Origin of the sequence: Paenibacillus sp. FSL K6-0108, from assembly GCF_045040695.1 — a bacterium.
GTDB classification, from domain to species: Bacteria; Bacillota; Bacilli; order Paenibacillales; family Paenibacillaceae; genus Paenibacillus; species Paenibacillus pabuli_B.
Genome location: NZ_CP150288.1, coordinates 7,011,808 through 7,037,862 on the forward strand (window position 1 = coordinate 7,011,808; position 26,055 = coordinate 7,037,862).

At 48.5% G+C, this 26,055-nt stretch carries 20 protein-coding genes and 1 riboswitch; of the genes, 9 read left to right on the top strand and 11 right to left on the bottom strand.

From position 1 onward, the window contains the following. Positions 1-42: 42 nt before the first annotated feature. The 7 genes from MHB49_RS31815 to MHB49_RS31845 form a co-directional block, all read right to left on the bottom strand. A complete protein-coding gene (locus tag MHB49_RS31815; RefSeq protein ID WP_405154248.1) occupies positions 43-744 on the bottom strand; it encodes a pirin family protein in 702 nt (233 codons plus the stop codon). Positions 745-1,023: 279 nt separating this feature from the next. Continuing rightward, entirely contained in the window at positions 1,024-1,434 is a 411-nt protein-coding gene (locus MHB49_RS31820; RefSeq protein ID WP_247899713.1) for a DoxX family protein, read from the bottom strand. Between the two features lie 40 nt (positions 1,435-1,474). After that, positions 1,475-2,335 carry a M56 family metallopeptidase gene (locus MHB49_RS31825; RefSeq protein WP_405154249.1) on the bottom strand — a complete coding sequence of 287 codons (861 nt, stop codon included), beginning with the start codon at positions 2,333-2,335 and terminating at the stop codon, positions 1,475-1,477. Position 2,336: 1 nt separating this feature from the next. Then, positions 2,337-2,753, bottom strand: coding sequence for a BlaI/MecI/CopY family transcriptional regulator (locus MHB49_RS31830; RefSeq protein WP_247899715.1), 417 nt, complete (start codon positions 2,751-2,753; stop codon positions 2,337-2,339). 242 nt (positions 2,754-2,995) lie between these two features. Beyond that, positions 2,996-4,459: a catalase gene (locus MHB49_RS31835; protein WP_405154250.1), complete on the bottom strand. Its 1,464-nt coding sequence runs from the start codon at positions 4,457-4,459 to the stop codon at positions 2,996-2,998. 230 nt (positions 4,460-4,689) lie between these two features. Then, positions 4,690-5,496 (bottom strand): winged helix-turn-helix domain-containing protein, encoded by an 807-nt coding sequence (locus MHB49_RS31840; protein ID WP_405154251.1) that lies wholly within the window; start codon positions 5,494-5,496, stop codon positions 4,690-4,692. Next, on the bottom strand, positions 5,472-5,867 hold the full coding sequence (locus MHB49_RS31845) for a Fur family transcriptional regulator (protein WP_024632818.1): 396 nt from the start codon (positions 5,865-5,867) through the stop codon (positions 5,472-5,474). Before MHB49_RS31845 ends, MHB49_RS31840 begins: the two co-directional genes overlap by 25 nt. A 275-nt stretch (positions 5,868-6,142) precedes the next feature. On the opposite strand from MHB49_RS31845, the gene MHB49_RS31850 reads away from it, so the two are divergent. After that, complete coding sequence (locus MHB49_RS31850; protein ID WP_405154252.1) at positions 6,143-7,270, top strand: GGDEF domain-containing protein; 1,128 nt, start codon at positions 6,143-6,145, stop codon at positions 7,268-7,270. Positions 7,271-7,391: 121 nt separating this feature from the next. Here MHB49_RS31850 and MHB49_RS31855 read toward each other — a convergent pair whose 3' ends face one another. Both MHB49_RS31855 and MHB49_RS31860 read right to left on the bottom strand, forming a co-directional pair. Then, positions 7,392-8,330 carry an aldo/keto reductase family protein gene (locus MHB49_RS31855; RefSeq protein ID WP_247899719.1) on the bottom strand — a complete coding sequence of 313 codons (939 nt, stop codon included), beginning with the start codon at positions 8,328-8,330 and terminating at the stop codon, positions 7,392-7,394. A gap of 206 nt (positions 8,331-8,536) precedes the next feature. Further along, the gene (locus tag MHB49_RS31860; protein ID WP_405154253.1) at positions 8,537-10,183 is read right to left on the bottom strand and encodes a cellulase family glycosylhydrolase; all 1,647 of its coding nucleotides are present in this window, start codon (positions 10,181-10,183) and stop codon (positions 8,537-8,539) included. A 305-nt stretch (positions 10,184-10,488) separates the two neighbouring features. Here MHB49_RS31860 and MHB49_RS31865 point away from each other — a divergent pair, with 305 nt between their 5' ends. Continuing rightward, entirely contained in the window at positions 10,489-11,502 is a 1,014-nt protein-coding gene (locus MHB49_RS31865; protein ID WP_247899721.1) for a LacI family DNA-binding transcriptional regulator, read from the top strand. A 48-nt stretch (positions 11,503-11,550) separates the two neighbouring features. Here the strand turns inward: MHB49_RS31865 and MHB49_RS31870 are convergent, their stop codons facing one another. Next, positions 11,551-13,188, bottom strand: coding sequence for a histidine kinase dimerization/phospho-acceptor domain-containing protein (locus tag MHB49_RS31870; RefSeq protein ID WP_405154254.1), 1,638 nt, complete (start codon positions 13,186-13,188; stop codon positions 11,551-11,553). Between the two features lie 373 nt (positions 13,189-13,561). Between MHB49_RS31870 and MHB49_RS31875 the strand changes: the two genes are divergently transcribed. The 3 genes from MHB49_RS31875 to metE all read left to right on the top strand — a co-directional run bounded on the left by MHB49_RS31875 (position 13,562) and on the right by metE (position 19,082). After that, a complete protein-coding gene (locus MHB49_RS31875) occupies positions 13,562-15,523 on the top strand; it encodes an anaerobic ribonucleoside triphosphate reductase (protein ID WP_405154255.1) in 1,962 nt (653 codons plus the stop codon). Continuing rightward, positions 15,520-16,029, top strand: coding sequence for an anaerobic ribonucleoside-triphosphate reductase activating protein (nrdG, locus tag MHB49_RS31880; RefSeq protein ID WP_247899724.1), 510 nt, complete (start codon positions 15,520-15,522; stop codon positions 16,027-16,029). Before MHB49_RS31875 ends, nrdG begins: the two co-directional genes overlap by 4 nt. 281 nt (positions 16,030-16,310) lie before the next feature. Then, positions 16,311-16,512: riboswitch (cobalamin riboswitch) on the top strand. 221 nt (positions 16,513-16,733) lie between these two features. Beyond that, positions 16,734-19,082: a 5-methyltetrahydropteroyltriglutamate--homocysteine S-methyltransferase gene (gene metE / locus MHB49_RS31885; protein ID WP_405154256.1), complete on the top strand. Its 2,349-nt coding sequence runs from the start codon at positions 16,734-16,736 to the stop codon at positions 19,080-19,082. 103 nt (positions 19,083-19,185) lie between these two features. Here metE and MHB49_RS31890 read toward each other — a convergent pair whose 3' ends face one another. Continuing rightward, on the bottom strand, positions 19,186-22,005 hold the full coding sequence (locus MHB49_RS31890; RefSeq protein WP_405154257.1) for a glycoside hydrolase family 3 C-terminal domain-containing protein: 2,820 nt from the start codon (positions 22,003-22,005) through the stop codon (positions 19,186-19,188). Between the two features lie 389 nt (positions 22,006-22,394). Here MHB49_RS31890 and MHB49_RS31895 point away from each other — a divergent pair, with 389 nt between their 5' ends. The 4 genes from MHB49_RS31895 to MHB49_RS31910 all read left to right on the top strand — a co-directional run bounded on the left by MHB49_RS31895 (position 22,395) and on the right by MHB49_RS31910 (position 26,026). Continuing rightward, positions 22,395-23,939 carry an FAD-dependent oxidoreductase gene (locus tag MHB49_RS31895; RefSeq protein WP_405154258.1) on the top strand — a complete coding sequence of 515 codons (1,545 nt, stop codon included), beginning with the start codon at positions 22,395-22,397 and terminating at the stop codon, positions 23,937-23,939. Between the two features lie 275 nt (positions 23,940-24,214). Continuing rightward, positions 24,215-24,544, top strand: a complete 330-nt coding sequence (locus MHB49_RS31900) for a PadR family transcriptional regulator (RefSeq protein ID WP_247899727.1) — start codon at positions 24,215-24,217, stop codon at positions 24,542-24,544. Further along, positions 24,537-25,124 (top strand): HAAS signaling domain-containing protein, encoded by a 588-nt coding sequence (locus MHB49_RS31905; protein WP_405154259.1) that lies wholly within the window; start codon positions 24,537-24,539, stop codon positions 25,122-25,124. The genes MHB49_RS31900 and MHB49_RS31905 overlap by 8 nt, the downstream gene beginning before the upstream one ends. Positions 25,125-25,126: 2 nt before the next feature. Continuing rightward, the gene (locus MHB49_RS31910) at positions 25,127-26,026 is read left to right on the top strand and encodes a DUF4097 family beta strand repeat-containing protein (RefSeq protein WP_405154260.1); all 900 of its coding nucleotides are present in this window, start codon (positions 25,127-25,129) and stop codon (positions 26,024-26,026) included. Positions 26,027-26,055: the final 29 nt, after the last annotated feature.

Below are 26,055 nucleotides of genomic sequence, written 5' to 3' on the forward strand. Positions count from 1 at the left end.
ATATCCTCCTTTGATCTTGGAGTTTCATTGCATTTCGGTAACCTAGGGCAGATCGATCAACATATAGAAAGAGTCCTTGCTTGCATCCAAATTCATGGATGTCGTCAGTTCCACGCGAGCCGTGTCTCCTTCATTCAACTGATGCTCTTCGTTCAAGCCAAGCTGGCCTTCAATGGCAAAAATGTACATGCGCCGATCTTCTGCCTGTTCATATGTTAATGACTGACCTGCGGCCAATCGGCCAAGATAGATGGTCATATCCTGATGAATGGAAGCGATACGCGCCCCACCTTCCGGGGATACCACGGGTACGAGTGCTCCCGCGAGCGCTTCTGGATCAAACGAAGTCGTCTCGTAAGACGGCTCAAGCCCTTTCGTATGAGGCATGAACCAGAGCTGTAATATACGTACTTCTTCAGAATCGGAGGCATTGTGTTCGGTATGAATCATGCCACTACCTGCTGACATGCGCTGAATTCCCCCGAATGATGTAACAGCCACATTGCCCAAGTTATCTTCATGACGCAATTTCCCGTTCAGAACGATGGACACAATCTCCATGTCACTATGCGGGTGTGCTCCGAAACCACGACCCGGGGCAATTACATCGTCGTTGGCGACCCGCATGGGCCCAAACGCAGTATTCTCCGGGTCTTGATACTCTCCAAAGGAAAAGCTGTGACTGCCGCGCAGCCAGCCCCGATCGAAGCTGGAGCGGGCATCGGATGGAATGACATTAATCATAAAAGTGCATCCTCCTCAGTTTCTAATTGATTGGTCCTGTTGATTTCTCTTATTGAGCGCTCTTAGTGAATGCTCTTATTTTTTCTCAGTAGCGTACTTATTCTCATTGTACCAAAAGCATAGCAAGTCGTCCAAATGAAAAAGCCCTTTCCCGATCAGTTCGGTTCGCGAGTGTAATTCCCGTGCCGGACTGGCCTGAAAAGGGCCCGTTGCAGGTTAAACCTGCACCTCTATTCTTTTGCTTCTTATCGCTATCGACCTATGCTTAAGATAATTGTATCATGCACTCACATTCTGGCGAGCGTTCCCTTGTCTGGAGAACAAATGATCCACCGCCAGAAAACGACTGCCTGTAAACAACAACGTCAATGAACCTGCAAGGAGCATGTAATCCAGCTCTGTACCATTGAGGAAAGGCGCTCCCGCTTTTGCAGTGAGCAGGGCACCAGCCATCACTGCGATAAACAGTGCTGCAAATACACGTGTTCCCAATCCCAGAATCATTGCTGTGCCACCCGCCAGCTCAATGATGGCTACAACCGATGCCAGAAATCCGGGAACGCCGATACTTTCGAAGAAACCCACTGTACCGCTAATTCCGCCTTCAAATTTGCTCCACCCGTGTAATACAAAAATAAGTCCGATCATGATCCTCGAGAAAAACAAGCCAATCTCCACACTTCTATTCATATTCATCATCCTCCTTGGAGTTTAAGTTCAACGTTCAATTTCACCCAATTGACCAAACGAACAAGACAGACAGCAGCAGGATCACTGTGGCAGAAATGAACACCGCATAGCGGGGGAGTATCAGCGCAACATCCTGCTCCGGGTCTAATAGACGGGAAATACGTACATTCACCGAAGTATCGGCAAAAGACGATTGAATAGCTGTCTCTCTAATCCTCCAAGGTTCAGGGCAAGCCCGGATCAGTTTAAGCAGTGCACTGCCAATGCCCGCGGCGTTCCCCGTACGTTCAATCGCTTCATTGTCAGCCAGAATTTCTCTAATGATATTGTAATGTTTGGACGTATGCTTCAACACCGGAATATAAGGCATCATCACGGCAAATACCGACAACAATGTCGTCTTGAGTGGATCACGATGCCACAGATGATGGACCTCATGATACACAACCGCTCTTTCTTCTTCCGCATCCAGCATCGTGAGCAGCCCTGTGGATAGCACAATACAGGGTTTCCAGAGGCCAATCGTAAATGCAACGGGTGACGACTTGTCCACCACAATGAATCCAGGTTGTTTCAGATGACGGTACCGCACCTCAAGTTTCCGAGACATGGCCTCATCCTCAATCAACCGAAGTTTCCGTACCGCTGCACGTGTCTTCATCATCCGCTCCATCAACAGCCAGCCTGTACCGGCAAACGTCAGCAATACCAACGCCATCAAAACATGTCCTACGGATAACCAACCCAGCCTGCTCATCCAGTGATTACATAGCCAGAGCAGATTAAACGGGATGTCCCAACCCAAAATTTTGTACATCGCGTACATGAACATCTGCATGAACACGAATAACGGAATGCCAAACCCGACGGTAAACAACAGCTTCGAGCGGGCTTTCCACATGTTAATCGCTATCCTTTTTCCACTGCTTAATCTTCTGCTCCAGACGCTCAATCAACCCTGCATCTGCTTCATCCAATGCATCCAGCATGTGATTCAGAGCAAGTGCCCCGAACTCATCCACCAGCTCTTGTGACAACTCCTTGGATTGGTCGTTCATAAACTCCTCCCTACTTTGTACCGGATGGTACAATGACGTTCGGCCCTTCTGTGACTTGCGAAGCAGCTCCTTGTCCACGAGGCGATTCATCACCGTCATGACGGTATTGAAATTAACGTCTTTATCTTTTTCTAGTGCGGTTTGCACTTCCCGAATGCTGCTGCCTGGACGCGCCCATAAAATGTCCATAATCTTCGCCTCCAGCGGACCGAAAAACCGATTCAGCCCACGCTCACCTACTTTAAAATTGTGTATTCTCATGTTCAGACACCCCTCACACTACTCATTGTAGTGCCAACAAACGAGAAGTCAACCTCTATGTCAGCTATTTATTGTAAATGATTTGTAAATATGTTTTCCATTTCAGAATATTATTTCGCTGCACAAGACTAAATTATAGGTAAAAAAACAAAAAGGCCGGGCAAGTCTGCTGGTATGCAGTCTAACCCGGCCTAATTCATAAATCGATTATTTTTTCCTCAGATATCAGTGAAATAAGTGCTTTATTTACGATCCTGTGAAGGCATAAATGCGGAGATATCCACACCAAGTCCATGGGCCAAACGACCACCGAGCTGTCCATCTGCCTGGAAGAAATGACACAGAGCTCGTAGCTGAATCTGTTCCGGCACTACCTTCAGGTCATTAATCAGGTTATCCAGCAAATGCTGCTGCTCTATCGCCGTGAATGAGCGGAACAACTCTCCAGATTGCGTATAGTTATCTGTCTTCTCAATTTTCTCACGTGTAACATGACCCTGGATCGGAGCCTGACTGTCACGGTATTCCGGCGCTTCTTCCGGGCTGCTGCCCGAGCTGTTCGGTTCATAGTTTACCGGAGATGGGTCCTGATTCACATTCATCAATCCATCCCGCTGATGATTGCGAACCGGAGCATAAGGGCAGTTCACCGGAATCTGCAAATAGTTTGGTCCAAGTCGGTGACGCTGTGTATCCGGATAAGAGAACAGACGGCCTTGCAGCAATTTATCTTCGGAAGGCTCGATTCCAGGCACCAAAGCACTTGGGGAAAAAGCCGCTTGTTCTATTTCTGCAAAGAAATTTTGTGGATTACGATTCAACGTCATGGTTCCGATCGTCTGGAACGGCAGTACATCTTCCGGCCAAGTCTTGGTCGGGTCGAGTGGATCGAAGGCGAAATCATCCATCTGCTCCGGCTTCAGCAATTGCACCTGCAGCTTCCACTGCGGGTATTGTCCGTTTTTGATATGCTCATGTAAATCACGGGTCGCATGGTTGAAATCCTGCCCTTGTACTTCAGCTGCCTCTCGACGTGAGAAGCCGCGAACGCCTTGAGCCGACTCCCACTTGTATTTTACATAATGGACCTGCCCTTGAGCATTAATCCATTTGAAGGCATGGACACCGAAACCATCCATCTCTCGGTAATTTGCTGGCGTACCCAAATCGGAGAATAACCATGTCATCATATGGGTTGACTCCGGAGAAAGTGTCATGAAGTCCCAGTAGCGTGCAGGATCCTGAATATTCGTATCCGGCGCAGGCTTCAGGGAATGAACCATATCCGGGAACTTCATGGCATCACGAATGAAAAAGACGGGCAAGTGGTTTCCTACAATATCATAGTTGCCTTCCCGGGTATAGAATTTCACAGCAAAACCACGTGGATCACGCGCTGTCTCCGGTGAACCTGTACCGTGAATGACCGTTGAGAACCGCACGAGCACATCCGTCTCTGTGCCCGGGTCTTGCAAGAAGTCCGCTGTGGTATAATCCTTCATGCTCTTCTCCAGCGTAAATACGCCATGTGCACCGGCACCTCTCGCATGAACGACCCGTTCCGGAATGCGCTCCCGGTCAAAGTGTGCAATCTTCTCAAGCAGATGATAATCCTCAAGTAGTGTCGGGCCTCTTCTTCCTGCGGTACGGGAGTTCTGGTTGTCACCTACGGGTGCACCCTGATTGGTTGTCATGCGTTCTGTCATATCGTCATCCTCCTCATGTTGGTCTCATGCCTGCTGTATATACTCTATTAAAATCATATTCGCCATCGGTTTAAATATACATTTAGACTTGATCTAACTTTTAAATTGATTCTAACATGTCCCACTTGTCTCTTGCATGAGGTTCGTATGAGTTTAAGATGAGTTTCTTGCTCGATTCATGAATAAAATATGAACATGAACAGCATAATCTGCCCACAAAAAAAAGCGGACTAGTCCGCCAGGCGGTAGCCCACTCCTCTTACCGTTACTATATATTGAGGCGAAGCTGCGTTATCGCCAAGTTTTTTGCGCAAGCTTTTGATATGAACATCCACCACATTGCTTCCACCTGTAAAATCTGTCTCCCAGATATCGCTGAGCATCTCCTCACGGGAAATCACAGCCCCTTTGGCATCAATCAGCTTCAGCAGCAGATCATACTCTGTCTTGGTCAAATGAATGCGGTCATTATTCCGGTGTACACTCATCCGTTCACGATCTAACCATAGATCCTTGAATCCGATACGCTGTCCTTCCTGAGGCAGAAACCCGCGTTTTGGAGTTGCAGGACTATTGCCAATCATGCGTTGCACACGATACAAGGCTTCCTGCGGACGGGCCGGCCAGACCAATAATTCCTCCTGAAGCATCGGGCCACTGGCATTGCCAATCATCTTCTCTCCCACCAGATACAGACACGGTGTTGCATGTTCCGCCTCACGGTTCAATCGGCTGCTGATGCCGGCAAAAGCATCGATGGTTCCGGCAACTGACAGGTCATAGATCAACAGATCAAATACAAGCCGTTCATGTAAATCAGGCTCCCATCGATGAAATACCAGCACATCGAAGCAGCTGTCCGTTAATGCCTTGACGAGTTCATGTACTTGACCAGGCATCGGACTAATCAGAATGACCCGTCGTGTAACCGGGCAATTATCAACAAGGGGAGCTGGATCCGTAAGGACCGGCTTCACCCGGAGCGGCAAACGACGACCGGACAGGTTGAATTTTACTTGACCCGTTTGTTTCTGCATTCTGCGCAGACACCTCCAAAGACCACATGAGCGTGATCAATCGCATATCCGGTTTCCTCCGCAACCTGCTTCATCCATTGGGGAGGAACTTCCGTCATGACTTCATCCACCTTGCCGCATACTTCACACATAATATGTTGATGATCGTCCATGCGGGCATCATAACGACTCGCCGTCTCACCCAGCTTGAGCTCTCGAATCAATTCTTTATCTGTCAAATATCGAAGTGAATTGTATACCGTACCATAAGCCAAATTATAACCTTGCTCCACCAGACGGTTCATTACATCTGCTGCCGTTGGATGGTCTTCGGAATGGCGTACTACATCGTAAACTGCCTGACGCTGTATTGTCAGATTTAGAGTTCTCACCGGCAATTCTCCTTTATTGATCCATTCAAAATTCTATAACATGACACAGCAATCTACGGATTACTATGATTTCCAGAAACATCAAAATCAATTTTGATTTAGATTAAGTATAATTCTCATTGTATAATGAAGTCAATATCTGCTCTTTTTTGTCCATAGATCCCCATTATCATACCTCTTTTGCTCATTCGCTTTTTACATTTGGGATAATATGGTTCGCTACAATATCGCATTTCAGCTAAAATATAGGAATGTGCGCTAAAGGGGGGATGCTGTTGCTAAGCACGTTTTTCGTCAATGTCTGTGTCATGATCACGTTCATGTATGTGTCCGGAATCATCGCCAAATTCTATCGTATCCGTGTGCCCTTTCCCTCCATGCGCGTTCAGATGATCGGTGGACTACTGTTTGGAATTTATGGAACTATATTAATGAATTATTCATTCCCGCTGAACGAGAGCACCATCGTGGATCAAAGACATTTGGCTATCGTTACCGCTGCTGTGTATTTGGGAGGACTGGCTTCTGTCGTCACGGGACTCGTCATCTCTATCCTGCGAGTCGTGATGTTTGGAATGTCATCGGCAGCCATTGATGCAGCATTCGTCATGACCATCATTGGGTTATCAGGTGTATATTTTGCCTATGCTCCATGGTCAAGATTAACCAAGATCATTACCATGAATTTGCTGGGAATGACCCTGATTTTTGTCATCCTGATGCTAAATACCTCCAGCATGAATTCATTAATGAAAGTATATCCACTACAAATGACCATTTCGTTTGTCGGTGGAATCTTTATTTATTTCATCGCAGAGTTCATTAATAAATCCAATGAGATGATGTTCCTGCTTGAACGAAGAGCTTCGACCGACCATCTCACCAACCTTAGCAATCGCAGGCAATTTGAGAAATCACTCGAACTGGAGCTGGAACGAGCAAGAGATCATAAGCAGAAGCTCTCGCTGTTGGTTATTGACATTGATCGTTTCAAAAAAGTAAATGACACCTTCGGTCATACATCAGGTGATGCAGTCCTGAAGCAGCTCGGACAATTACTCATCGAACATGCCCGTTCAGCGGATATCGTCTCTCGAAACGGAGGCGAGGAGTTTGCTATACTGCTGCTCGATTGTGGTCACCACCAGGCTATGGCCATTGCCGAGTCAATCAGACAATCGGTCGAGAAATACCTATTCGCTCTGCCTGATGGCAATACGATCCGGCTGACCATATCGATCGGAGTCGCTATTTTTCCAGATCACTGCGACGACAGAGATGATAACGATTTCTTTGAACAGGCAGATCGTGCATTATACGAAGCCAAGAATACGGGTCGGAACCGGGTATGTGCCATTCCGCTGCGTTCCAGGTCACTCTCCAGCGGCCAGAACATGTTCTAATCTCAGACCAAAAAGGGATGTCCCTTAGCCCATACAGGCTAACCAGGACATCCCTTTCATATTTCACTATTTTACATGATTCGGTTGATCTCGCTTACGGTACAAGAACAACCTGTTTGCCTTAAGCTAATATTTGTTCAATTTCTTCAACAATAGCAGCATCCAGCTTCACACCTGAAGCGGCCGCGTTCTCTTTCACCTGTTCAGGGCGGCTTGCGCCTACAAGCGCACTGGACACGTTATTTTGGCGGAGAATCCACGCCAGAGCCAATTGACCAACCTTCAGGTCCAGCTTGTCCGCCACTTCAATTAACTGACGAACCTTACCGATCCGATCAGCGTTGATTTTGCCTTCATCCCATCCCAGCTTCGCTGCCCGGCTGTTCTCAGGAATGTCCGACACGGAAGTGTATTTCCCAGTCAGCAACCCTTGTGCAAGCGGGGAGTAGACGACTTGTCCAATACCTTTGCGCTCACCCAGCGGGATGATTTCACTTTCGATGTAGCGGTCAAACATGTTGTACACCGGCTGGTTCACCACAATATGATCCAGCAGCAGGCGATCAGCGGTACCCAATGCAGCTTCCATCTGTGCTGCGGTCCATTGACTAACACCTACGTAGAGCACTTTGCCTTGCCGCACCAGATCGTCCAATGCTCTCAGTGTCTCTTCAATCGGTGTTTCGTTATGATAGCGATGGCAATAATATATGTCTACATAATCAACACCCAGCCGCTGCAAACTGGCTTCACATTGTTCCTTAATATGTTTACGGGATAATCCTTGGTCATTTGGACCGTCACCCATTTTGCCAAATACCTTGGTTGCCAGAACATACGAATCACGGGAATACGCTTTCAATGTCTGCCCTAGCAGCTCCTCTGCAGCACCCCGCTCATACACATTGGCTGTATCGAAAAAGTTGATGCCTTCATCGAATGCGGCTTCAATTGATTTCACCGCGTTTTCACGTTCCACATACCCTCCGTATGTTAGCCAGCTACCCAAGCTGATCTCGCTTACTTTCAGTCCGCTTCCACCCAATCTACGGTATTCCATTGAATGCACATCCTCCTCTAAACTGATTAATGATGAAGTTCCCTTTCTATTGTATCGTATTCGGCTCGGATTAAAAGGGCTTTGGAGCAGAATTTGGGAAATAGATAGGGATTGAGAGGAAAAGCTCCGCTAAATAAGCGGAGCCACGATACAAGTCACTATGTTACGGTTACTTCATATAATTTATGACTGGGCGCTAATTTGTCTTAGTTAGCTGTTACGATAAATTGTTCCCAGGCTCCGCCCATAGCGTTACGATTGGCGTACAGCACACCTCCGTTATTCAGATCCACACAGACATATTTACCATTCGCCACGGATTTGAAGGCAACCAGCCCCCCGCCCAGATCTTCACGGGTAAACTTCTCCCATGTGGATGGATACGTGGCTGAGGCAATTAAGCGCCCGCCGTTATTCAGGTCCGCCTGCACATATTTGATGTTGCTCATCGAAAGGAAGGACACTGTTCCATCTGAATTCTGGATGATTTTGAAACGCTCCCAATGACCGGCAGTATCCCGATTGGCTACCAGTGCATCTGCACCGCCATTCTCTGCGCTAACAAAAGTGCCGTTGGCGTTGGCTTTTAGACTGGACCATGTCTCTGTAAATGCAGCAGTTCCCGTATGTTTCTTGACCACATTCTGGAACGAGGTATTTGAGGCAAAATTCGCCGTTGTGAACTTGCTCCATTTGGAAGCAATCGTTGCTGCACTGTCCGTATTCAGGTTCGGTGCCGGGTTGTTGTTGTTATTGTAATAACCCCAAGTTCCGCCCCCTTTGACCTTATAACTCCAGTTCGTCCATGAAGCATTCAGCGCATTCAGACCGGACAACCACTTCTCGGTCAGATCATTCTGACCAAACGAGAACTCGCCCGCTAATACCGGAACATTCCAATTCTTCTGATAGGACGCCATATCCTTCAGCCAGCGATCCATCTCCGAATTGGTCAGATCCCAGTTGTTATAATCCGTGAATTGATAATGATGTGTCTGATACATCACATTCGTCCAGCCATAAGTCGTTGGTGGAGAAGCGGCCCACCAGTCGAAGAATGCGGCGATGATGATCATGTGATCGGCATCCTTGGCACGGACAGCTTTGTACATCCGGTCATAGAAATCCATCTTTTGCTTGATTTGTGCTGCATTTTCACCCGTTCCCATGGTTACAAGAGGCTCATTGAGCAGGTCGTACGCGGCAACGGTTGGATTGCCTTTGTAACGTGCTGCCATCCGTTCCCAGATCTGAATAGTCCAGTTCTGGTATGTAGAATTGGTCCACAATTGGTTGGAATTCTCCTGGCCGCAGGAATGCCATGGACACGCTGCTCCCGGTGCACCATGCAGATCGAGAATGACATACAGGTTCCGTTTACCCGCTTCATCAATCAGCCAATCCAGTTTGCGGAACGTAACCGAATCAGGCTTCATGACACCGCTGGTGTTCATAAAATCCTCCCAATAGATCGGCACACGTACAACGTTCATGCCCCAGTTCTTGATGTTATCCAGATCACCAGCCTGAATCCAGGTGTCCTGATATCCATTGATCAGGCTCTGTGCACCCGATTCTCCAAAACGATTCGTCAACGTGCGACGCAGCGTGTATTCATCTACCGCCCCGGATGGCGTCATCCATTCTTCCTGCAGCAGCCAGCCACCCAAATTTGTTCCACGCAGATTTACCACATTTCCTGTACCCGAATTATTCCGGACAACCGTCCCGTTAGCCTTCAGGAAATCCCCTGATCCAAAAGCCGCACTGGCCTTTGGTGAACCTACGGCTGAAGCCAGCAGGCCCAGCAGCAGACAGCTGCACAATAGCATAATAGTGCTCTTCTTCAACATGTTGACGCCTCCCTTAAATGGTCATATCTTGAGGTATGACTGAACCAGGATGCAGCACTTTCACGACAGGTAACGGTAATGCTATATAAACAGCGGGTATACGAAGGGTAGGATCCATGGATGACCGCTATTTATCACAATTGAGGGGCCTATGAAATCGATTACATTTTGTTGAAACAGTAAACCTTTATACTTCCACTATCGCCAATTATTGTTTCATGCGGTTATAACTTGTAATCGTTTTCATTTGGAATTATAATGAATTTGAATTAATTGTCAATCATTTATTTGGAGTTGTGAAGAATATGGATGTCAAAATCATTGATGTAGCTGCCATTGCAGGAGTGTCCCCGGCAACCGTATCGCGGGTCATTAATCAGCATAGTAAGGTTAGCACCAAGACCAAAGATAAGGTGATGCGCGCCATCGAGCAATTGGGATATCACCCCAACGCAGCAGCCAAGAATCTTCGTTCACAGAGAACCATGACGATTGGCGTCATCGTTCCCGATATCAACAACTCCTATTATGCCGAAATTATTAAAGGCATTGAGAACATAGCCTATGCTCGCCATTATAAGGTTATTATATGTGACGCCCATAACCAGAAAGAAAGAGAAAGTGAATATCTCAATTTGCTGCTGGATCGAACCATCGATGGTGTCATCATTATCACTCCCATGCTGGCAGACGGGGAATTATTTCAGCTTGCGGATAAGGGTTACCGCATTGGCATCGTTGGCAAATATATCGAACATGACCAGATCCCGTGTATTTACACGGACAACGTAAAATTCTCCCAGGAAGTTGTTCAGCATCTGGTTGAGGCCGGACATCGAAATATCGTTTTCCTGAACGGTTATCCTGAAGCGATCGACAGCTATGAACGGCTTGAAGGTTATTTGAAAGCCTTGCGTAATTATCAGATTCCGTTCCGTCCCGAGCTGATCGAGAATGGAAACTTCAACGAGGAAGGCGGGTACAAGGCCATCCAAAGATTGTTTAACAAAGGCCTGTCCTTCTCTGCTGTATATGCGGCTAATGATGAGATGGCTCTGGGCGTGTACAAGGCATGCACGGAATACGGAATAAGCATACCTGAGCAATTGGCTATCGTAGGCGTGGACAACAATCGAATCAGCAAATATATCCATCCTACGCTAAGTTCAGTGAACCAGCCCAAGTATACGATGGGAGCCATTCTGATGGAAAAGATGATTGACATGATGAACACCAATGAATTTCAGGACAAGCGTGTATTCAAAGTCGACTCAGAATTGCTTGTTCGAGAGTCTTCCTCCTTCAAAATAACGAAATAAAGCGCACCCGTGACAGGTACGCCTGGTTTAACATCCTTGCTCATGTCCTTAATGCACAATGATGCTTAAAGCATTCAACAAATCGGCCTGCTTTACCGGCTTGGTTAGGACCGCATCAAAGACTTCCGCCTCATGCGGATCAATATGCATACCATACGGAATCAGAACAATCACCGGGGGATCTGCAATCAAGCGCTTCAGCTGGTGTACAAAATCCACAGCACCGCCTTCCAGCAGACCCATATCCACAACGGCCACATCGGGCTTAAAACCTTCTTGCAGCCAATTGTACGCCTCGGACGTAATTGAGGTCATATGCACGTCCATCCCCCATCTGCGCATCAGGGAAGAAGCCCCTTGCAGAATGTCGGGGTCCTTGGCAAGCAAGACCTTCTTTCCCTTCAGTCGATGTTGAATATTGGCAAGCTGAGGCAGTTCCCAATGTCTGCGGAGCGGCAGGCAGATCTCAAATTCTGTCTCCTTCTCTCCCATGCCGTGCACCTGAATACGGCCGTTCATAAGGATAGCAAGGTTCTGGCTGACCGCCAAACCAAGATTGGTTCCAACGAGCTTTTGTGTACTTATATTTGCATCCAGATTGTTAAAGGATTTAAACTTGTTGTCCGATGTCAACATGCTCCCAGTGTACTTCACATGGAGTTGAAGCGTGCCAGCCCCTTCTGCATCTCCACCCTCCACGGTTGCTGTAACCAACACTGAACCTGTCCGTGTTGAATCTATGGCATACTGAATGACATGTGCCAATAGTTGTCCGATCTTGATTTCATCCCCGACGTAAACCTGAGATACATTCAGATCAAGGTTCAGTCCCAGTTCAATATTTTTGCTCAGCGCCAATCCCGCATAGAGATAAACAGTATTCTCAATCGTCGCTACCAGATCAAATGGATCATCGTGTACAACCGTTTTGCCTGCATCATTGACGTTAAAACTCATCATGTTATTCAGCAGGGAGAGCAAAAGATTACCGCTGGATTCAATCATATTCACATATTCTCTCTGCTCTTCCGACATATCCGGTGTACGCATCAGGTCCGTTAATCCCAGAATGCCATTCAGTGGATTACGAATCTCGTGGCTCATCAGCGACAGCATCTGCGTCTTGGTCATCGCCTCAGACTCCGCACGTTCCTTCTCTGCCTGCAATTGCGCTTGTAATTGCTCCGAATCACTCAGCTTCTGTTCCTGAACTTGAAGCGTATCTTCCAGATCCACAACATATCCTAGAAAAACGGCCATGGCTTGCAATGTTTTCATATCCGTTTCACTTATCACATAATCAGGATCATCCATCAGACAGATCGTACCGAACGTATCCCCGGACCTCCGCATGATGGGAATCCCCACAAAGAAACGATTGCCCAGTCCGCTTGTTACGTCCATTGATTTTGTAAGAGGGTGTTCACATGTATCCGTGATGATCAGACTGCTGCCCTTATCTCTCAATACCAAGCTGCAATATGAAGCTTCAAATGGAAGTTCACTACCTTTGGCGATCAACTCTTCCTCGCGGTTAAAAGCCTCGATAATAACATTGGTCACGCCATCATTCGTGGCAACGAAGATGGTGTTCACCTTTAAGATTCCGCTTAATACGTCAACAATATGAGACGCGGCTTCCTGTATATTTTCATAGAAGCCCCTTGTAATGCTTACCGTTTCCATGACTCACCCCTCTTGTCTTAGCTGCATTTCTAATCCGTATTCCACAGTATGATTCAATCGATTAACGAGGGTTCAAATATCGAAACAGCTGTCACAAACTATTCATATATGAAGTTTTCTATCCTTTTTTTCAAGCATCGTCAACTGAACTTGCACGGTAAATAGAAATTATACGCTTACCCTCCAGCTTTGAAAACCTTTATCATTCAGGGCTACAAATCATGACAGTTGACCAGCTTCTCTCATGTGATCATTATCACACCTAAATAACAATATATAGTTTATAAATGGATAAAGAAACTCTACATGTAGTGTTCAATGAATGGACATTATCCCATACATTTTCAATTTCATTATTTAGGAGGAACCTGACATGAACATGCTTGAGTATGCCTCTCCACCGGCATCCGATCTGCTATCAGACCTGGGAAGACGAATTATCGGCGCGGAAGACGCCGATACCCTGAGGGAGAATGCCAATTTGAACGGAGACTCATTTAGCGGCAAGATGAGCAGGCTCGGTTCGGAGACCGCCAAGTGGCATGCTCTGCGTCATGTGCTGCCGAAGGAGCTCGCTGCAGCTGTGGAGAACGGAGATCTGTATGTACACGATCTGGATCAGTATGCTCTTGGAACGACCAACTGTATCTTTATCCCGTTTGACCGATTGCTGGCCTCTGGATTCAACACTGGCAACGGTTCGGTTCGTACACCACAGACGATCATGTCAGCCATGGCACTGGTCGCCATTATTTTTCAATCCCAGCAGAACAGCCAATACGGCGGGGTATCCGCCAATAAAATCGACTGGGATCTCGCACCTTATGTGAAGCGTTCGTTTCGTAAGCATTACCGGAAAGGGCAGCGACTTTTTGGGGAAAATGCACAGATTGAGGATGAACAGCTGCATTTGAATAGTGATGACGCGAAGGAGAAGTGTCCACGAGCCTTTGCCTTTGCCTGTGAAGAAACGGAACTGGAGACCGGACAGGCTGCGGAGTCTCTGATCCATAATCTGAACACCATGAGCAGTCGTGCTGGCGGACAGATTCCTTTCACTTCGTTGAACTACGGACTGTGTACTTCATCCGAAGGCCGGCTCGTGTCCCGCTCGCTTCTGGAAGCGACCATTCGTGGACTCGGCAACGGGGAGACGCCCGTGTTTCCACAACATATTTTCCAGTGCAAGCAAGGCATTAACCAATCTGAGGGAGATCCGAATTACGATCTGTTCCGGCTCGCTGTGACCTGCTCCTCACGGCGCATGTATCCGAATTTTGTCAATGTGGATGCCTCCTTCAACCTGCCCTATTATCGACCGGAAGATCCGGATACAATCATTGCCACGATGGGATGTCGTACACGTACACTGGCAGATCGCTTCGGACGCAATCGTCAGAGCGGTAAAGGGAACCTTTCCTTTAATACCATTAATCTGGTCAAGCTCGGCATTCGATATGGGATCTGCCAAGGAGCAAGAGCCATCGCAGACCGGGCTGGCTTCTATAAGGCGCTGGAAACCGTCATGCACAATGCTACGGATGGACTGCTGCACCGATATCGAATTCAGACGAACCAGCCTGCCAAAGCGTCGGACTTCATGATGCGGGAAGGGGTATGGGAAGGCGGTGAACAATTGGCTCCAAATGAAACGGTGGCCGACCTGTTGAAGCATGGTACGTTATCCCTTGGTTTTATCGGGCTTGCTGAATGTATGACCGCTCTCTATGGCCGTCACCATGGACAAGATCTGCATGTACACCGAGAAGCCTTGAACATCATTCGTACAATGAGAGAGTTCTGCGACCGGATGAGTGAGCAGCATAACCTGAATATCACCTTGTTTGCTACGCCTGCTGAGGGCCTATCCGGCAAATTCACCAAGATTGATATGGAGAGATACGGCAGCATTGCAGGGGTCAACGACCGGGAATACTACACTAATTCATTTCACATTCCGGTCTATCACCCCCTTCCTGCCTATCGCAAGATTGAATTGGAAGCTCCCTTCCACTCCTTATGTAATGCCGGAGCGATCTCTTACGTCGAACTCGACGGGAATGTAAGGGCCAATACATCAGCTTTCCAACGGATTGTGCAATACGCGCTGGCCCAGGACATCGGGTATTTCTCCATTAATCATCCGATCGACCGCTGTCCGTCCTGTGGCTATGAGGGTGTCATTGGAGATGTATGTCCAGGATGTGATGCTCATGAAAACCATGTGCATTTCCAGCGGCTGCGCCGGGTGACAGGCTATCTGACCGGGGACTATAAGGTTCGCTTCAATGCGGCGAAGCAGGCCGAAGTGAGAGACCGGGTGAAGCATCGGTGAATCTGTACGGTTATATCCCGGAATCGGTGAATGAGGGGCCTGGCCTGCGTGCCGTGTTGTTCATCAGTGGATGCCGACATGCCTGTCCGGGCTGCTTCAGCCCGGACTCCTGGAGCTTCCGTGCAGGTGAACCATTCACGCAGGAGCGGCAGCGGCAGATTTTGCATGAAGTGACCTCCCATCCCTTGCTGGAAGGGGTTACGTTATGCGGAGGTGATCCTTTTTTCTCTGCTGCGGAGTGTGCATCCTGGGTTCGGCAGCTTCGAGCTGCTCGGCCTGATCTGACGGTATGGGCCTACACGGGGTTTGTATACGAGGAGCTGATTACAGAACCGTCGCGTGCCGAGTTATCCCGGCTATGTGACGTCATAATTGATGGGCCTTATATCGCAGCTGAGCGTGATGTGTCTCTTCCTTTTCGGGGCAGTCGTAATCAGCGCATCATTGATGTGGAAGCAACGAGGGCTGGTCAGACAATCGTTACCTTGCAGTTGGATGCAGGGTAACGTTTTTTATTTGAGGAGAATCAAGCACAACGTGTGATGATGGATATTCAGTTCATTTAGTTCATTTTGAAGAGTCATTTTAAGGAGTCAAATCTGTTAATAAACCAAGGTTTCAACTGACTCTATTTCATTTCCGATCGGATTAATGATATATGTTGCAAGCCAATAGGTTATCGTCTATGATTGGTAGCATAAGAGCAAGTATACGACGATTGCATCATTATATAATCTATCATCTATGCTTGGTCACTCAATTTCATAGCCGGAGATGTGTACGCACATTTCTGCACACGGAAACAGGTGCCGACTGCGCTTCATGCGTAGTCAGGCTTAAAAGGGAAGCACGGTGCAAATCCGTCGCGGTCCCGCCACTGTAAACGGGGAGTCTGTACATAAACAATCCACTGGTGTATCCACCGGGAAGGACATGTTCAAGACCATGATCCGTAAGCCAGGAGACCTGCCTGTTTCGACAGCATCGCATGACCTACGGAAGATAGGGAGGTGTTAGAGCAGCCGCTAAAATGACTTATAGCAGGTGTTCTTTCCCATTCTATCTTTGTGCACAGTCGTCATTCATGATGCCTGTCTCTCGGGGTACGGAATCGGAAGGAACGCCTTTTTTTGATGCTTTCAAATGAAACACAACACCGTAGCTTCAACCTGAATGATGAGTTCACCATTATAATGAGGAGGAATTTTACATGTCGCAATCACAGCAACAACAGGCACGAGTTCTGACAGGCAACCTCGGTTACCCCCGCATCGGTGCGGGACGTGAATGGAAGAAAGCACTGGAGTCTTTCTGGGCTGGCCGAATCGATGAATCCGCGCTTCATCAGGAACTGACCACTCTTCGGTTGCAGGATCTGAAGAAACAGCAGGCACAGCAGCTCGATCTGATTCCTGTGGGCGACTTCTCCTACTATGACCATATTCTCGATGTATCGGCGATGTTTGGCGTCGTCCCTGAGCGCTTTAACCATACAGGCGGACCGGTATCCGTATCTACCTATTACGCTATGGCCCGGGGTAATGACCAGGCAACGGCCTGTGAGATGACCAAATGGCTAAACACCAACTATCACTACATCGTACCCGAGATTCATAATGATACTGCATTTGCATTGCTTGAAAATAAACCCCTTGCCGCCTATCGCGAAGCGAAGCAGGAGCTTGGGCTGGAGGGTAAACCCGTCGTTGTCGGACCATACTCGTATGTACGGTTCGCCAAAGGCTATGACGCGGAACGCTTCGCCGAGATCGTTACACGCCTCGTTCCGGTATACGCCCAGCTTCTGTCCGAGCTTCAGGCAGAAGGTGTACAGTGGGTACAGATCGACGAGCCAGCTCTGACGCTGGCGGTCTCTTACGAGGATGAAGCCTTGCTGCAGCAGGTGTATGCTGCCTTGGCACAAGCAGCACCGGAATTGAAGCTGCTGCTTCAAACGTACTTCGAATCGGTGGAAGCTTATCCGGTCGTGACAGCACTGCCTGTTGCCGGAATTGGCCTGGACCTGGTCCACGGCTATGAAGGCAACCTGGCCAGCCTGCGGGAGCATGGCTTCCCGCAGGATAAATGGTTGGGCGCCGGTGTCATCGACGGGCGCAACATCTGGCGCGCCGATCTCGCAGAGACGGCGAAGCTGCTGGAGCAGGTGACTGAATTCGCTGCCGAAGGCAAGCTGATCATTCAGCCTTCCTGCAGCCTGCTGCATGTACCGGTTACTGCCGCTCAGGAGAGCGCGCTTGATCCGGTACTGCGCAATGCCCTGGCCTTTGCCGATGAGAAGCTGGAGGAAATTGCGACGCTCGGCACGTTGTTGTCCGGCGGTGCGAAGCAGGCGGACCCGGCAGCGGCTGTGGCTGAAGCTAGCCGCCGCGTGGAGGCGAGCACCGAAGCGGTGCGCCTGCTGAGCGAGTCCGAATCACGGACACGCCTGAGCGGTTCGCCTGCTGGGGTGCACGCTGACGAGCAGCTGCTTCGCAGCGCGTCATTCCAGGAGCGGCGCGAATTGCAGCAGCAAAAATGGTCGCTCCCGCTGCTGCCCACGACAACCATTGGCAGCTTCCCGCAAACGGCAGACGTGCGTAAGGCACGTGCCCTCTTCCGCAAAGGCGAATGGAACGCGGAGCAGTATGACGCCTATGTGCGCGAGCAAATTCAGGAGTGGATCACCATTCAGGAGGAAATTGGTCTGGATGTGCTTGTGCACGGTGAGTTTGAACGTACCGATATGGTCGAATTTTTCGGTGAGAAGCTGACCGGATTCGCCTTCACCAAAAACGGCTGGGTACAATCCTACGGCTCACGCTGCGTGAAACCACCTGTCATTTACGGAGATGTGCTGTTCAATGAACCGATGACGGTGAAAGAAACGGCGTATGCCCAGACACTGACCAGCAAACCGGTGAAAGGCATGCTCACAGGTCCGGTAACCATTCTGAACTGGTCCTTTGTCCGCTCGGATATTCCGCGCAGCGAAGTATCCTACCAGATTGCTCGCGCCATTCGGGACGAGGTTGAAGCGCTGGAGCAAGCAGGCATTGAGATGATTCAGGTGGATGAGCCGGCTCTGCGTGAAGGACTGCCGCTCAAACGAAGCAAGTGGGATGAGTACCTGCAATGGGCCGTGGAATCCTTCCGTTTGGCTACTGCAACCGTAAAACCGACAACGCAGGTGCATACCCACATGTGCTACTGCGAGTTCGATGATATTATTGAAGCCATCAGCGACCTGGATGCAGATGTAATCTCGATTGAAACATCCCGCAGCCATGGGGAACTGGTAGGCAGCTTCGAGCAGAATACGTATGACAAAGGCATCGGACTCGGTGTATACGACATTCACAGTCCGCGTGTTCCAGGCAAGGACGAGATGTTGAATATGATCGAGCGCGCACTTCAAGTGCTGCCAGCAGATCTGTTCTGGGTGAATCCTGACTGCGGACTGAAAACACGTGGTAAAGCCGAAGTCGTTGATGCATTGAGCATCATGGTTGACGCTGCCCGTACGGCAAGAGAACGAGTAACGGCAGACTCCTCCATCTAAACGAAGCTTGTGCATGCAGACAAAAGCCTCCGAATTCCTTCGGAGGCTTTTGTCATTTACGATCATTCTATTTGTTTATTCTGGCAATATCTTTTTATCTGACTTAACGAATCTCGAAATGGCTGACACGTACTCCTGCGGACAACACGAGGTATACATCCTGTTGACCCGATACGCCTTGCAGGTCTGCCTTAACCGTGGCCCACTGCTGTGCCTCGCCCTGTGTCAGTTCCACGTGTCCTGCCAGTGTACCGTCAGGTGCGCCCAGTCGAACTTCCAATACCGCATTTGCCTGTTCTGCCGATACACGAGCTTCAAGCGCTGCTGCCCCGCTGCCCAGATCCGCATCTTTGAAGGCAATCCATCCCTGCTCCCCAATCACACGGACAGAAGTTCCGCCTTCCTTGCTCTCATCCAGATCCACACCGAAGTATGCATCGTAATTCTCAGCACGAGTAGCTACACCCAGATTACGTGCAGGAATAGTCTCGCCTTGTACGGTCAGGTCAGCAACAAGCTGAACATCGGCAGAAGATTTGCCCACCATAATGGAGTAGGTGCCGCTTTCGACCACATAACGATCACGGGTTACATCCCAGATCGCCAGTTCCTGAACGGGCAGTGTGAAGCTGACTTTTACTGTAGCTCCAGCTTCAATATGAAGACGACGGAAACCTTTTAATGTTTTGAGCGGACGTTTCACACGTGACTGTCCGGCGCGCACGTACAACTGCACAACCTCATCACTGGCGATCGTTCCTGTATTTGTCACGTCCACATGCACAGTAACGGACTCATCCACTCCAGCCTGGGCAGGGTTAAGCTCCAAATTACTGTATTTAAACGATGCATACGTTAATCCATGTCCGAATGGGTACAGTACGTCACCTTCAAAATACTGATACGTACGTCCGGATTGAATGATATCATAATCTCTGATATCGGTCAGCTGATCTGCCGATTGTACCCATGTCATATTCAGGCGGCCTGCTGGCGCATAATCGCCATACAATACGTCAGCCACAGCGTTCCCCAACTCTTGTCCTGCATGCGATGTATACAATACAGCCGGGATGTTTTCCTGTACCCAGTTGGATGTGAACGGGTAACTTCCCACGATAACTACAACAGTATTTGGATTCGCTGCATATACGGCTTCAACCAGACGCTGCTGGGATTCAGCCAGATCCAGACCTGGACGGTCGATTTCTTCTTTACCATTCACAAGTGGATTGTTGCCGACAAATACAATCGCCGTCTCCGCTTCCTTCGCGGCCGCTACCGCTTCCTCCAATCCATTCACCACGATATCCTTTTTGAATGTTTCCGTAGCACCAAAGGATTTCAACTCTTCGGAGACGGCAAACGCATCGTTTCCGCCATTCGGTGCTGTTACGGTTTTGCCGTTCCAAGTCGTTAGCCCCACGCTTCCATCCTGCTGCGGCAACAGATGGAATACTTCCTTCACAAACCAGCCATATACTTCATCCGCCGATGCCGTAACCGTTTCTTCATCTGTTGTCAGATATTTGCCGTTGCTTGCTGCCTGCAGGGTATAGCTGCCAAAGCCCCAGTCACTCAGTGTAAATGTCTCGGCATCTCCTGAAGCAATGATGGATGATTTCTCATCTCCAGCCAGCCCGACAGCCTTGCCGCTTGCTGCGGAAGTAAGTGTAATGCGGTCATTACCATCCTTGAACGCAACTTTGTCGCTGCCTACTTTGCCGCTGATCGCTTCAAGCGGGGATACGCTATATGGCATGGTGCCTGCATACCAGTCACGATAGACTGTTCCGCCCAGTTGACCAATCACAGCCACTTTGCCGGATTTTGTTTTATCCAGCGGCAGTGTGCCTTGATCATTTTTGAGCAATACCACTTGTTCTCTCGCTGCTCTCAATGACAGAGCCTTCGCCTTTTCCGTCATCATCGCTTCTTCACCAATGGAAGCATACGGATTGCCCTCAGCCGGATCGAATTCTCCCAGACGGAAACGGACACGGAACGTATTAAACAACGCTAGATCAATGTCATCCATGGTGAGTGTGCCCTGCTCCAATCCTTCACGCAGCGCCTGCTTCGACAGCTCCGCATCATCGGTAATGCTGTCAATTCCGGCTTTGACGGATTCTACTGTACCTGGTGTGTGGGAATCATAGTATTTATGATCGTTCTTGATCCCCATGACGTCCCCTGCATCACTCACGATGAAGCCATCCATGCCCCATTCGCCCTTCACAATCTCGTTTACAAACGGATGCAGCAATGCCGGTGTACCATTAATCGAGTTGTACGCGGTCATCATGGACTGCGCGCCGCCCTCTTTAAACGGTTTCTCGAACGCCTTCAAATAATATTCACGCATGTTGCGTGGATCAATGCTCGATGAACCACTGCCGCGGTCCACTTCATTATTGTTTGCAAGGAAATGCTTCAACGTGGCAACCGCCTTGTAATACTTCGGATGGTCGCCCTGGATTCCCTTAACCAAAGCCGTTGTCAGCTCAGCAGTCAGTTCCGGGTCTTCACCATAAGCCTCTTCGTTCCGACCCCAACGCGGATCACGCTCCATATCAACCGTAGGTGCCCACAGCGTCAGACCGTTTACTGCTGGATTGCGTTTGTAAAATACACGTGCCTCGTCTCCGATCACGGAGCCGATTTCTTTCATCAGGTCCGCATCCCATGTACACGCCAGCCCTACCGGCTGCGGGAAGGAAGTCGCTTCGCCAAGCCAAGCCAGACCATGAGCTGCTTCTGTGCCGTGTTTGTATGCTGCGATACCCAGTCGTTCTACTGCGGGTTGGTATTGCAGCATGGATTCGATTTTCTCATCTTCCGACAGACGGGATACGAGGTCCTTTACACGTGTATCCAGTTCGAGCGTTGTATCCTGGAAGGGATATTTCGTTTGGTTGGTCATGATATGGAATCTCCTTTGGGTGTTCATTGATTTATTAGATTTATTCGGAATGATAGCGAATACATAACCAGCAAATAATTACGATGTAATCTTGATGTATCCGACCTCACAATTCGAAGATATAACCTTTTATAACAAGCAATTTACAGGCCATCGTTAACTCTTCTTTTTATTTACTAAAACGGTTTCGATAAAACTATCATATAGCATGTTTGCCAAAAAAAACAGGGGGGCTCCATAGGAAAATGTGAACTTTCCTCGGGAAAGTATGAGGACAACCGTTTTATTCTGGCACAGTATGGTAATCATGGATAGGAGTATAGGTATGACGTTCTTATTGAGCCAAGCATAGTCCTTAATGAAGGAGAATATTGAAGGAGGAAAATCGAGTGAGTGACCACCAACAGCCCTCCACGGGTTTGCCTTCCATTCCGGAATCGCTGTGGAGAGCAACAAATACATTCAATGAATATCCGAAACTGACAGAAGATACAACTGCCGATGTAGCCATTATTGGTGCAGGAATCGCGGGCATCACAACCGCCTATCTGCTGGCCCAGAAAGGTATGCGCGTGGTTGTGCTTGAAGCTGGAAAAATACTGGATGGCACAACCGGCCATACAACCGCCAAAATATCCGCGCAGCATGGCGTGATATTCGATGAATTGCTGCATCATTTTGGTGAGGAACAGGCCCGCATGTATTATGAAGGCAATGCGACAGCAGCCAAGTGGATACGCGATCTGGTGAAAGAGAAGAAGATCGATTGTCAGTGGGCTGAGGAAGATGCCTACGTCTATATTCAATCCGAGGAGAACCTCAAGAAGCTGGAAATTGAACTGACCGCCTATGGCAAGCTGGATATTCCGGGTCAATGGGTTGATCCCCTTCCTATCCCTGTCCCATCCAGGGCAGGCATTAAGATGCCGGGACAGGCTCGCTTTGATCCGCTTCGTTATCTACATTACCTACTGGAATCTGCAGTTAAGCAAGGTGTCCGCATTTACGAACATACAACGGTAACCGATGTAGAGGAAGACGCCTCGCTACATGTGCGAACATATGAGAACGGTCCATCCGTAACGGCCGAACATGTCGTTGTCGCCTCCCATTTTCCGGTTTACGACCCTGGGTTTTATTTTACAAGGCTGCACGCTGAACGTTCTTATGCTGTTGTTGTTGAGCCTCAGAAGCCGTTTACTGGTGGGATGTACCTCTCGGATGATGAACCCTATCGTTCACTTCGCACCGTGATCCATGAAGGCAAGGAACACATCCTGTTCGGAGGAGAAAATCACAAAACAGGACAAGGCATCTGTACGTTTGGTCACTATGAACATCTGGAGCGCTATGCGGCCGAAACATTTGGCATTCGCAACATTCCGTTTCGCTGGTCAGCCCAGGACCTGATTTCACTCGACAAGGTCCCTTACATTGGACCGATCACTGGCCGACATGAGCGTGTTTATGTAGCTACGGGTTTTGCCAAGTGGGGCATGACCACAGGAACGATGGCTGGACATATTCTTACGGATCGAATTACTGGACGGGACAACTCTTACGCAGCTGTATTCGATCCTGCAAGGTTCAAGGCAGATCCTGGAGTGAAAAACTTCATTGTAGAGAATGCCAATGTAGCCAAGGAACTAATTTCCGGCAAAGTGGGCATTATTCACAGAAACGTCGGAGAACTCAGTAACGATGAAGGGTCTGTTGTTCGCCATGACGGCAAACGGGCTGGCGCCTACAAAGATCCGAATGGCAAACTCTTTCTAGTGGACACTACCTGCACCCACTTGGGCTGTGAGGTGGAATGGAATAAAGGGGAACGCTCCTGGGATTGTCCATGCCATGGCTCACGCTACGACTATGCTGGCAAAGTCATTGAAGGCCCTGCCGTTGAAGACCTCAAGGTGTTGGAAGCACAGGAATAACAAAAGCTGCAGCGCCTATCGTTATACATCTTCATCCCATAGACCCGGATCGGAATCCGTCCTCAGACGGAAGCACCCGATCCGGGTTTTGCGTATGCTGATCTATAGATTGAGTTATAGAGATAAAGGAGTTAGTTCAACTTAGAGGTACATCGTGACAAGGAACTATTTTAAAATCACTACCTTGCATTAAATAGTACCGGATGCTATGATGAATTCATAACTACTGAACAATACACACTAGTGATTGGATAGAGCAATAAGGAGGAACCCAAGTGAATGCGAATATTCAATTCAAAAAAGGGGTGCTGGAGCTATGCGTGCTTGTTCTGATCAACCGCCAGGATCGTTATGGCTACGAACTGGCTCAGGCGATATCCCAACATATTGAAGTGGCGGAAGGTGCGCTGTATCCCCTTTTGCGAAGATTGGTCAATGACGGCTATTGTACAACTTACCTGCAGGAATCCAGTGAAGGTCCGCCGCGTAAATATTACAAATTGTCTGATACCGGCCGTGACTATATGAAGACCCTTACGAATGAATGGAATAGTTTTGTGCGCAGTGTCGCAAATCTTATAGAGGAAGGTACCCCCAATGAATAAACAACAATTCATGCAGGCAATGGAGGTTCATCTAAGACCGATGGACCCGCTGGAACGGGCAGAGTTGCTCGCTGATTATGAACAGCATTTTGAGATGGGATTAAGGGAAGGAAGACCGGAAGAAGAAATTGCCAGGGAACTGGGGCATCCGGTCGAGATTGCAAAAGAAGCACTCGGTTATCGGTATGATGCACAGACGCCAGGATCTGATCCGTTCTATGCACCAACATTTGAAGAAATGCGTCCGCAGCAAAGGGGAAATCGCGCTGCTCGCAACTTCTTCACGGCAATCGGACTTTTTTTCCTGAACATCATACTCGCGATTCCACTAGGGTTGACTCTGTGGTCGGTATGGCTCACGATTGCCAGTCTGTCGCTGCTGGTATTAGCCCCGGTCGCTGCTGCAGTGGATTTCTTATATCTCGACCATTTCGAGTATTCTGAATTGTTTGTTTCAATTGGAGTATTCGGGATAGGCATTCTATTCGCCCTTGCGACCAAATCGGTTTTTAAAGCCTTTAAGTTAATTACTCTTCAGTATATAAGATGGAATCAAAAGACGATGAAAGGAGATGTCTAATCATGAGCACCAAAAAATGGATCGCTCTAGCGATACTATGTATCGGCATCGGTTTGCTTGGAACCTCCATATACGGAGTTGAGTTCGGAGACCAAAGAGAGGACTACTCCAAACGTTGGGAATTCAAAAATGATGAGCTGCACAATATCATGATGAATGCCAACTTCAGTGCAGATGTTGAATTCATCGTAAGTCCCGATTCCAATGGCTACATTGAAGTGGATGGCAAGTGGGACCAGGCCACCATTGAAGCTTTTGAACAGGCCACGCTTTCGAATGGAACCTTTACGTTGTCTCAGAAGGAACGCATGCGTTTGCAATTTTTCACCCTTTACTGGAATGATCTACGGCAAAAGATTACGGTTGCTCTGCCAGAAGGACATCAGCTGGATGAAGTCAACATCGTCTCTTCTTCCAGTGATCTGGACCTGGAGGGTCTGCATGCCAATACCTTGGATATTAACAATACGTCTGGAAGTATCCATCTCCAGGACATTACAGTACCAACCATTCAACTGGATCTAACTTCAGGAGACATTAAAGCTGCGGCAATTGCGGGAGACATGGAAGTAAAACAAACTTCCGGAAGTTTCACGTTGAATGGCATAAATGGTGATGTGACTCGCAGTGTACAATCGGGAGATACCAAAATTACGCAATTGAACGGTGCGGCAGATGTTAAATTCACTTCCGGCAGTGTGAAGATCGAGCAAGAAGTTTCCGGTCCAATGGATGTATCGGGACAGTCAGGAGATATTTCCATACAAGCAGCGCCCGATTTTGACGGCATTTACGATGCACAGGCTACTTCGGGTGATGTAAATATACCTGATTCCCCAATGGTAAGCCGTGATGTCATCAAAGCCCGTACCACTTCCGGAAGCATAAAGATCAAACAATAATGTTAAGTCATAATGAAGCAAATATTCGA

Excerpts from the sequence above, each read along its gene's own strand:
- MHB49_RS31815 (WP_405154248.1), bottom strand. The coding sequence starts at position 744 with ATGATTAATGTCATTCCATCCGATGCCCGCTCCAGCTTCGATCGGGGC.
- MHB49_RS31820 (WP_247899713.1), bottom strand. The coding sequence starts at position 1,434 with ATGAATAGAAGTGTGGAGATTGGCTTGTTTTTCTCGAGGATCATGATC.
- MHB49_RS31825 (WP_405154249.1), bottom strand. The coding sequence starts at position 2,335 with ATGTGGAAAGCCCGCTCGAAGCTGTTGTTTACCGTCGGGTTTGGCATT.
- MHB49_RS31830 (WP_247899715.1), bottom strand. The coding sequence starts at position 2,753 with ATGAGAATACACAATTTTAAAGTAGGTGAGCGTGGGCTGAATCGGTTT.
- MHB49_RS31835 (WP_405154250.1), bottom strand. The coding sequence starts at position 4,459 with ATGACAGAACGCATGACAACCAATCAGGGTGCACCCGTAGGTGACAAC.
- MHB49_RS31840 (WP_405154251.1), bottom strand. The coding sequence starts at position 5,496 with ATGCAGAAACAAACGGGTCAAGTAAAATTCAACCTGTCCGGTCGTCGT.
- MHB49_RS31855 (WP_247899719.1), bottom strand. The coding sequence starts at position 8,330 with ATGGAATACCGTAGATTGGGTGGAAGCGGACTGAAAGTAAGCGAGATC.
- MHB49_RS31860 (WP_405154253.1), bottom strand. The coding sequence starts at position 10,183 with ATGTTGAAGAAGAGCACTATTATGCTATTGTGCAGCTGTCTGCTGCTG.
- MHB49_RS31865 (WP_247899721.1), top strand. The coding sequence starts at position 10,489 with ATGGATGTCAAAATCATTGATGTAGCTGCCATTGCAGGAGTGTCCCCG.
- MHB49_RS31870 (WP_405154254.1), bottom strand. The coding sequence starts at position 13,188 with ATGGAAACGGTAAGCATTACAAGGGGCTTCTATGAAAATATACAGGAA.
- MHB49_RS31875 (WP_405154255.1), top strand. The coding sequence starts at position 13,562 with ATGAACATGCTTGAGTATGCCTCTCCACCGGCATCCGATCTGCTATCA.
- metE (WP_405154256.1), top strand. The coding sequence starts at position 16,734 with ATGTCGCAATCACAGCAACAACAGGCACGAGTTCTGACAGGCAACCTC.
- MHB49_RS31890 (WP_405154257.1), bottom strand. The coding sequence starts at position 22,005 with ATGACCAACCAAACGAAATATCCCTTCCAGGATACAACGCTCGAACTG.
- MHB49_RS31905 (WP_405154259.1), top strand. The coding sequence starts at position 24,537 with ATGAATAAACAACAATTCATGCAGGCAATGGAGGTTCATCTAAGACCG.
- MHB49_RS31910 (WP_405154260.1), top strand. The coding sequence starts at position 25,127 with ATGAGCACCAAAAAATGGATCGCTCTAGCGATACTATGTATCGGCATC.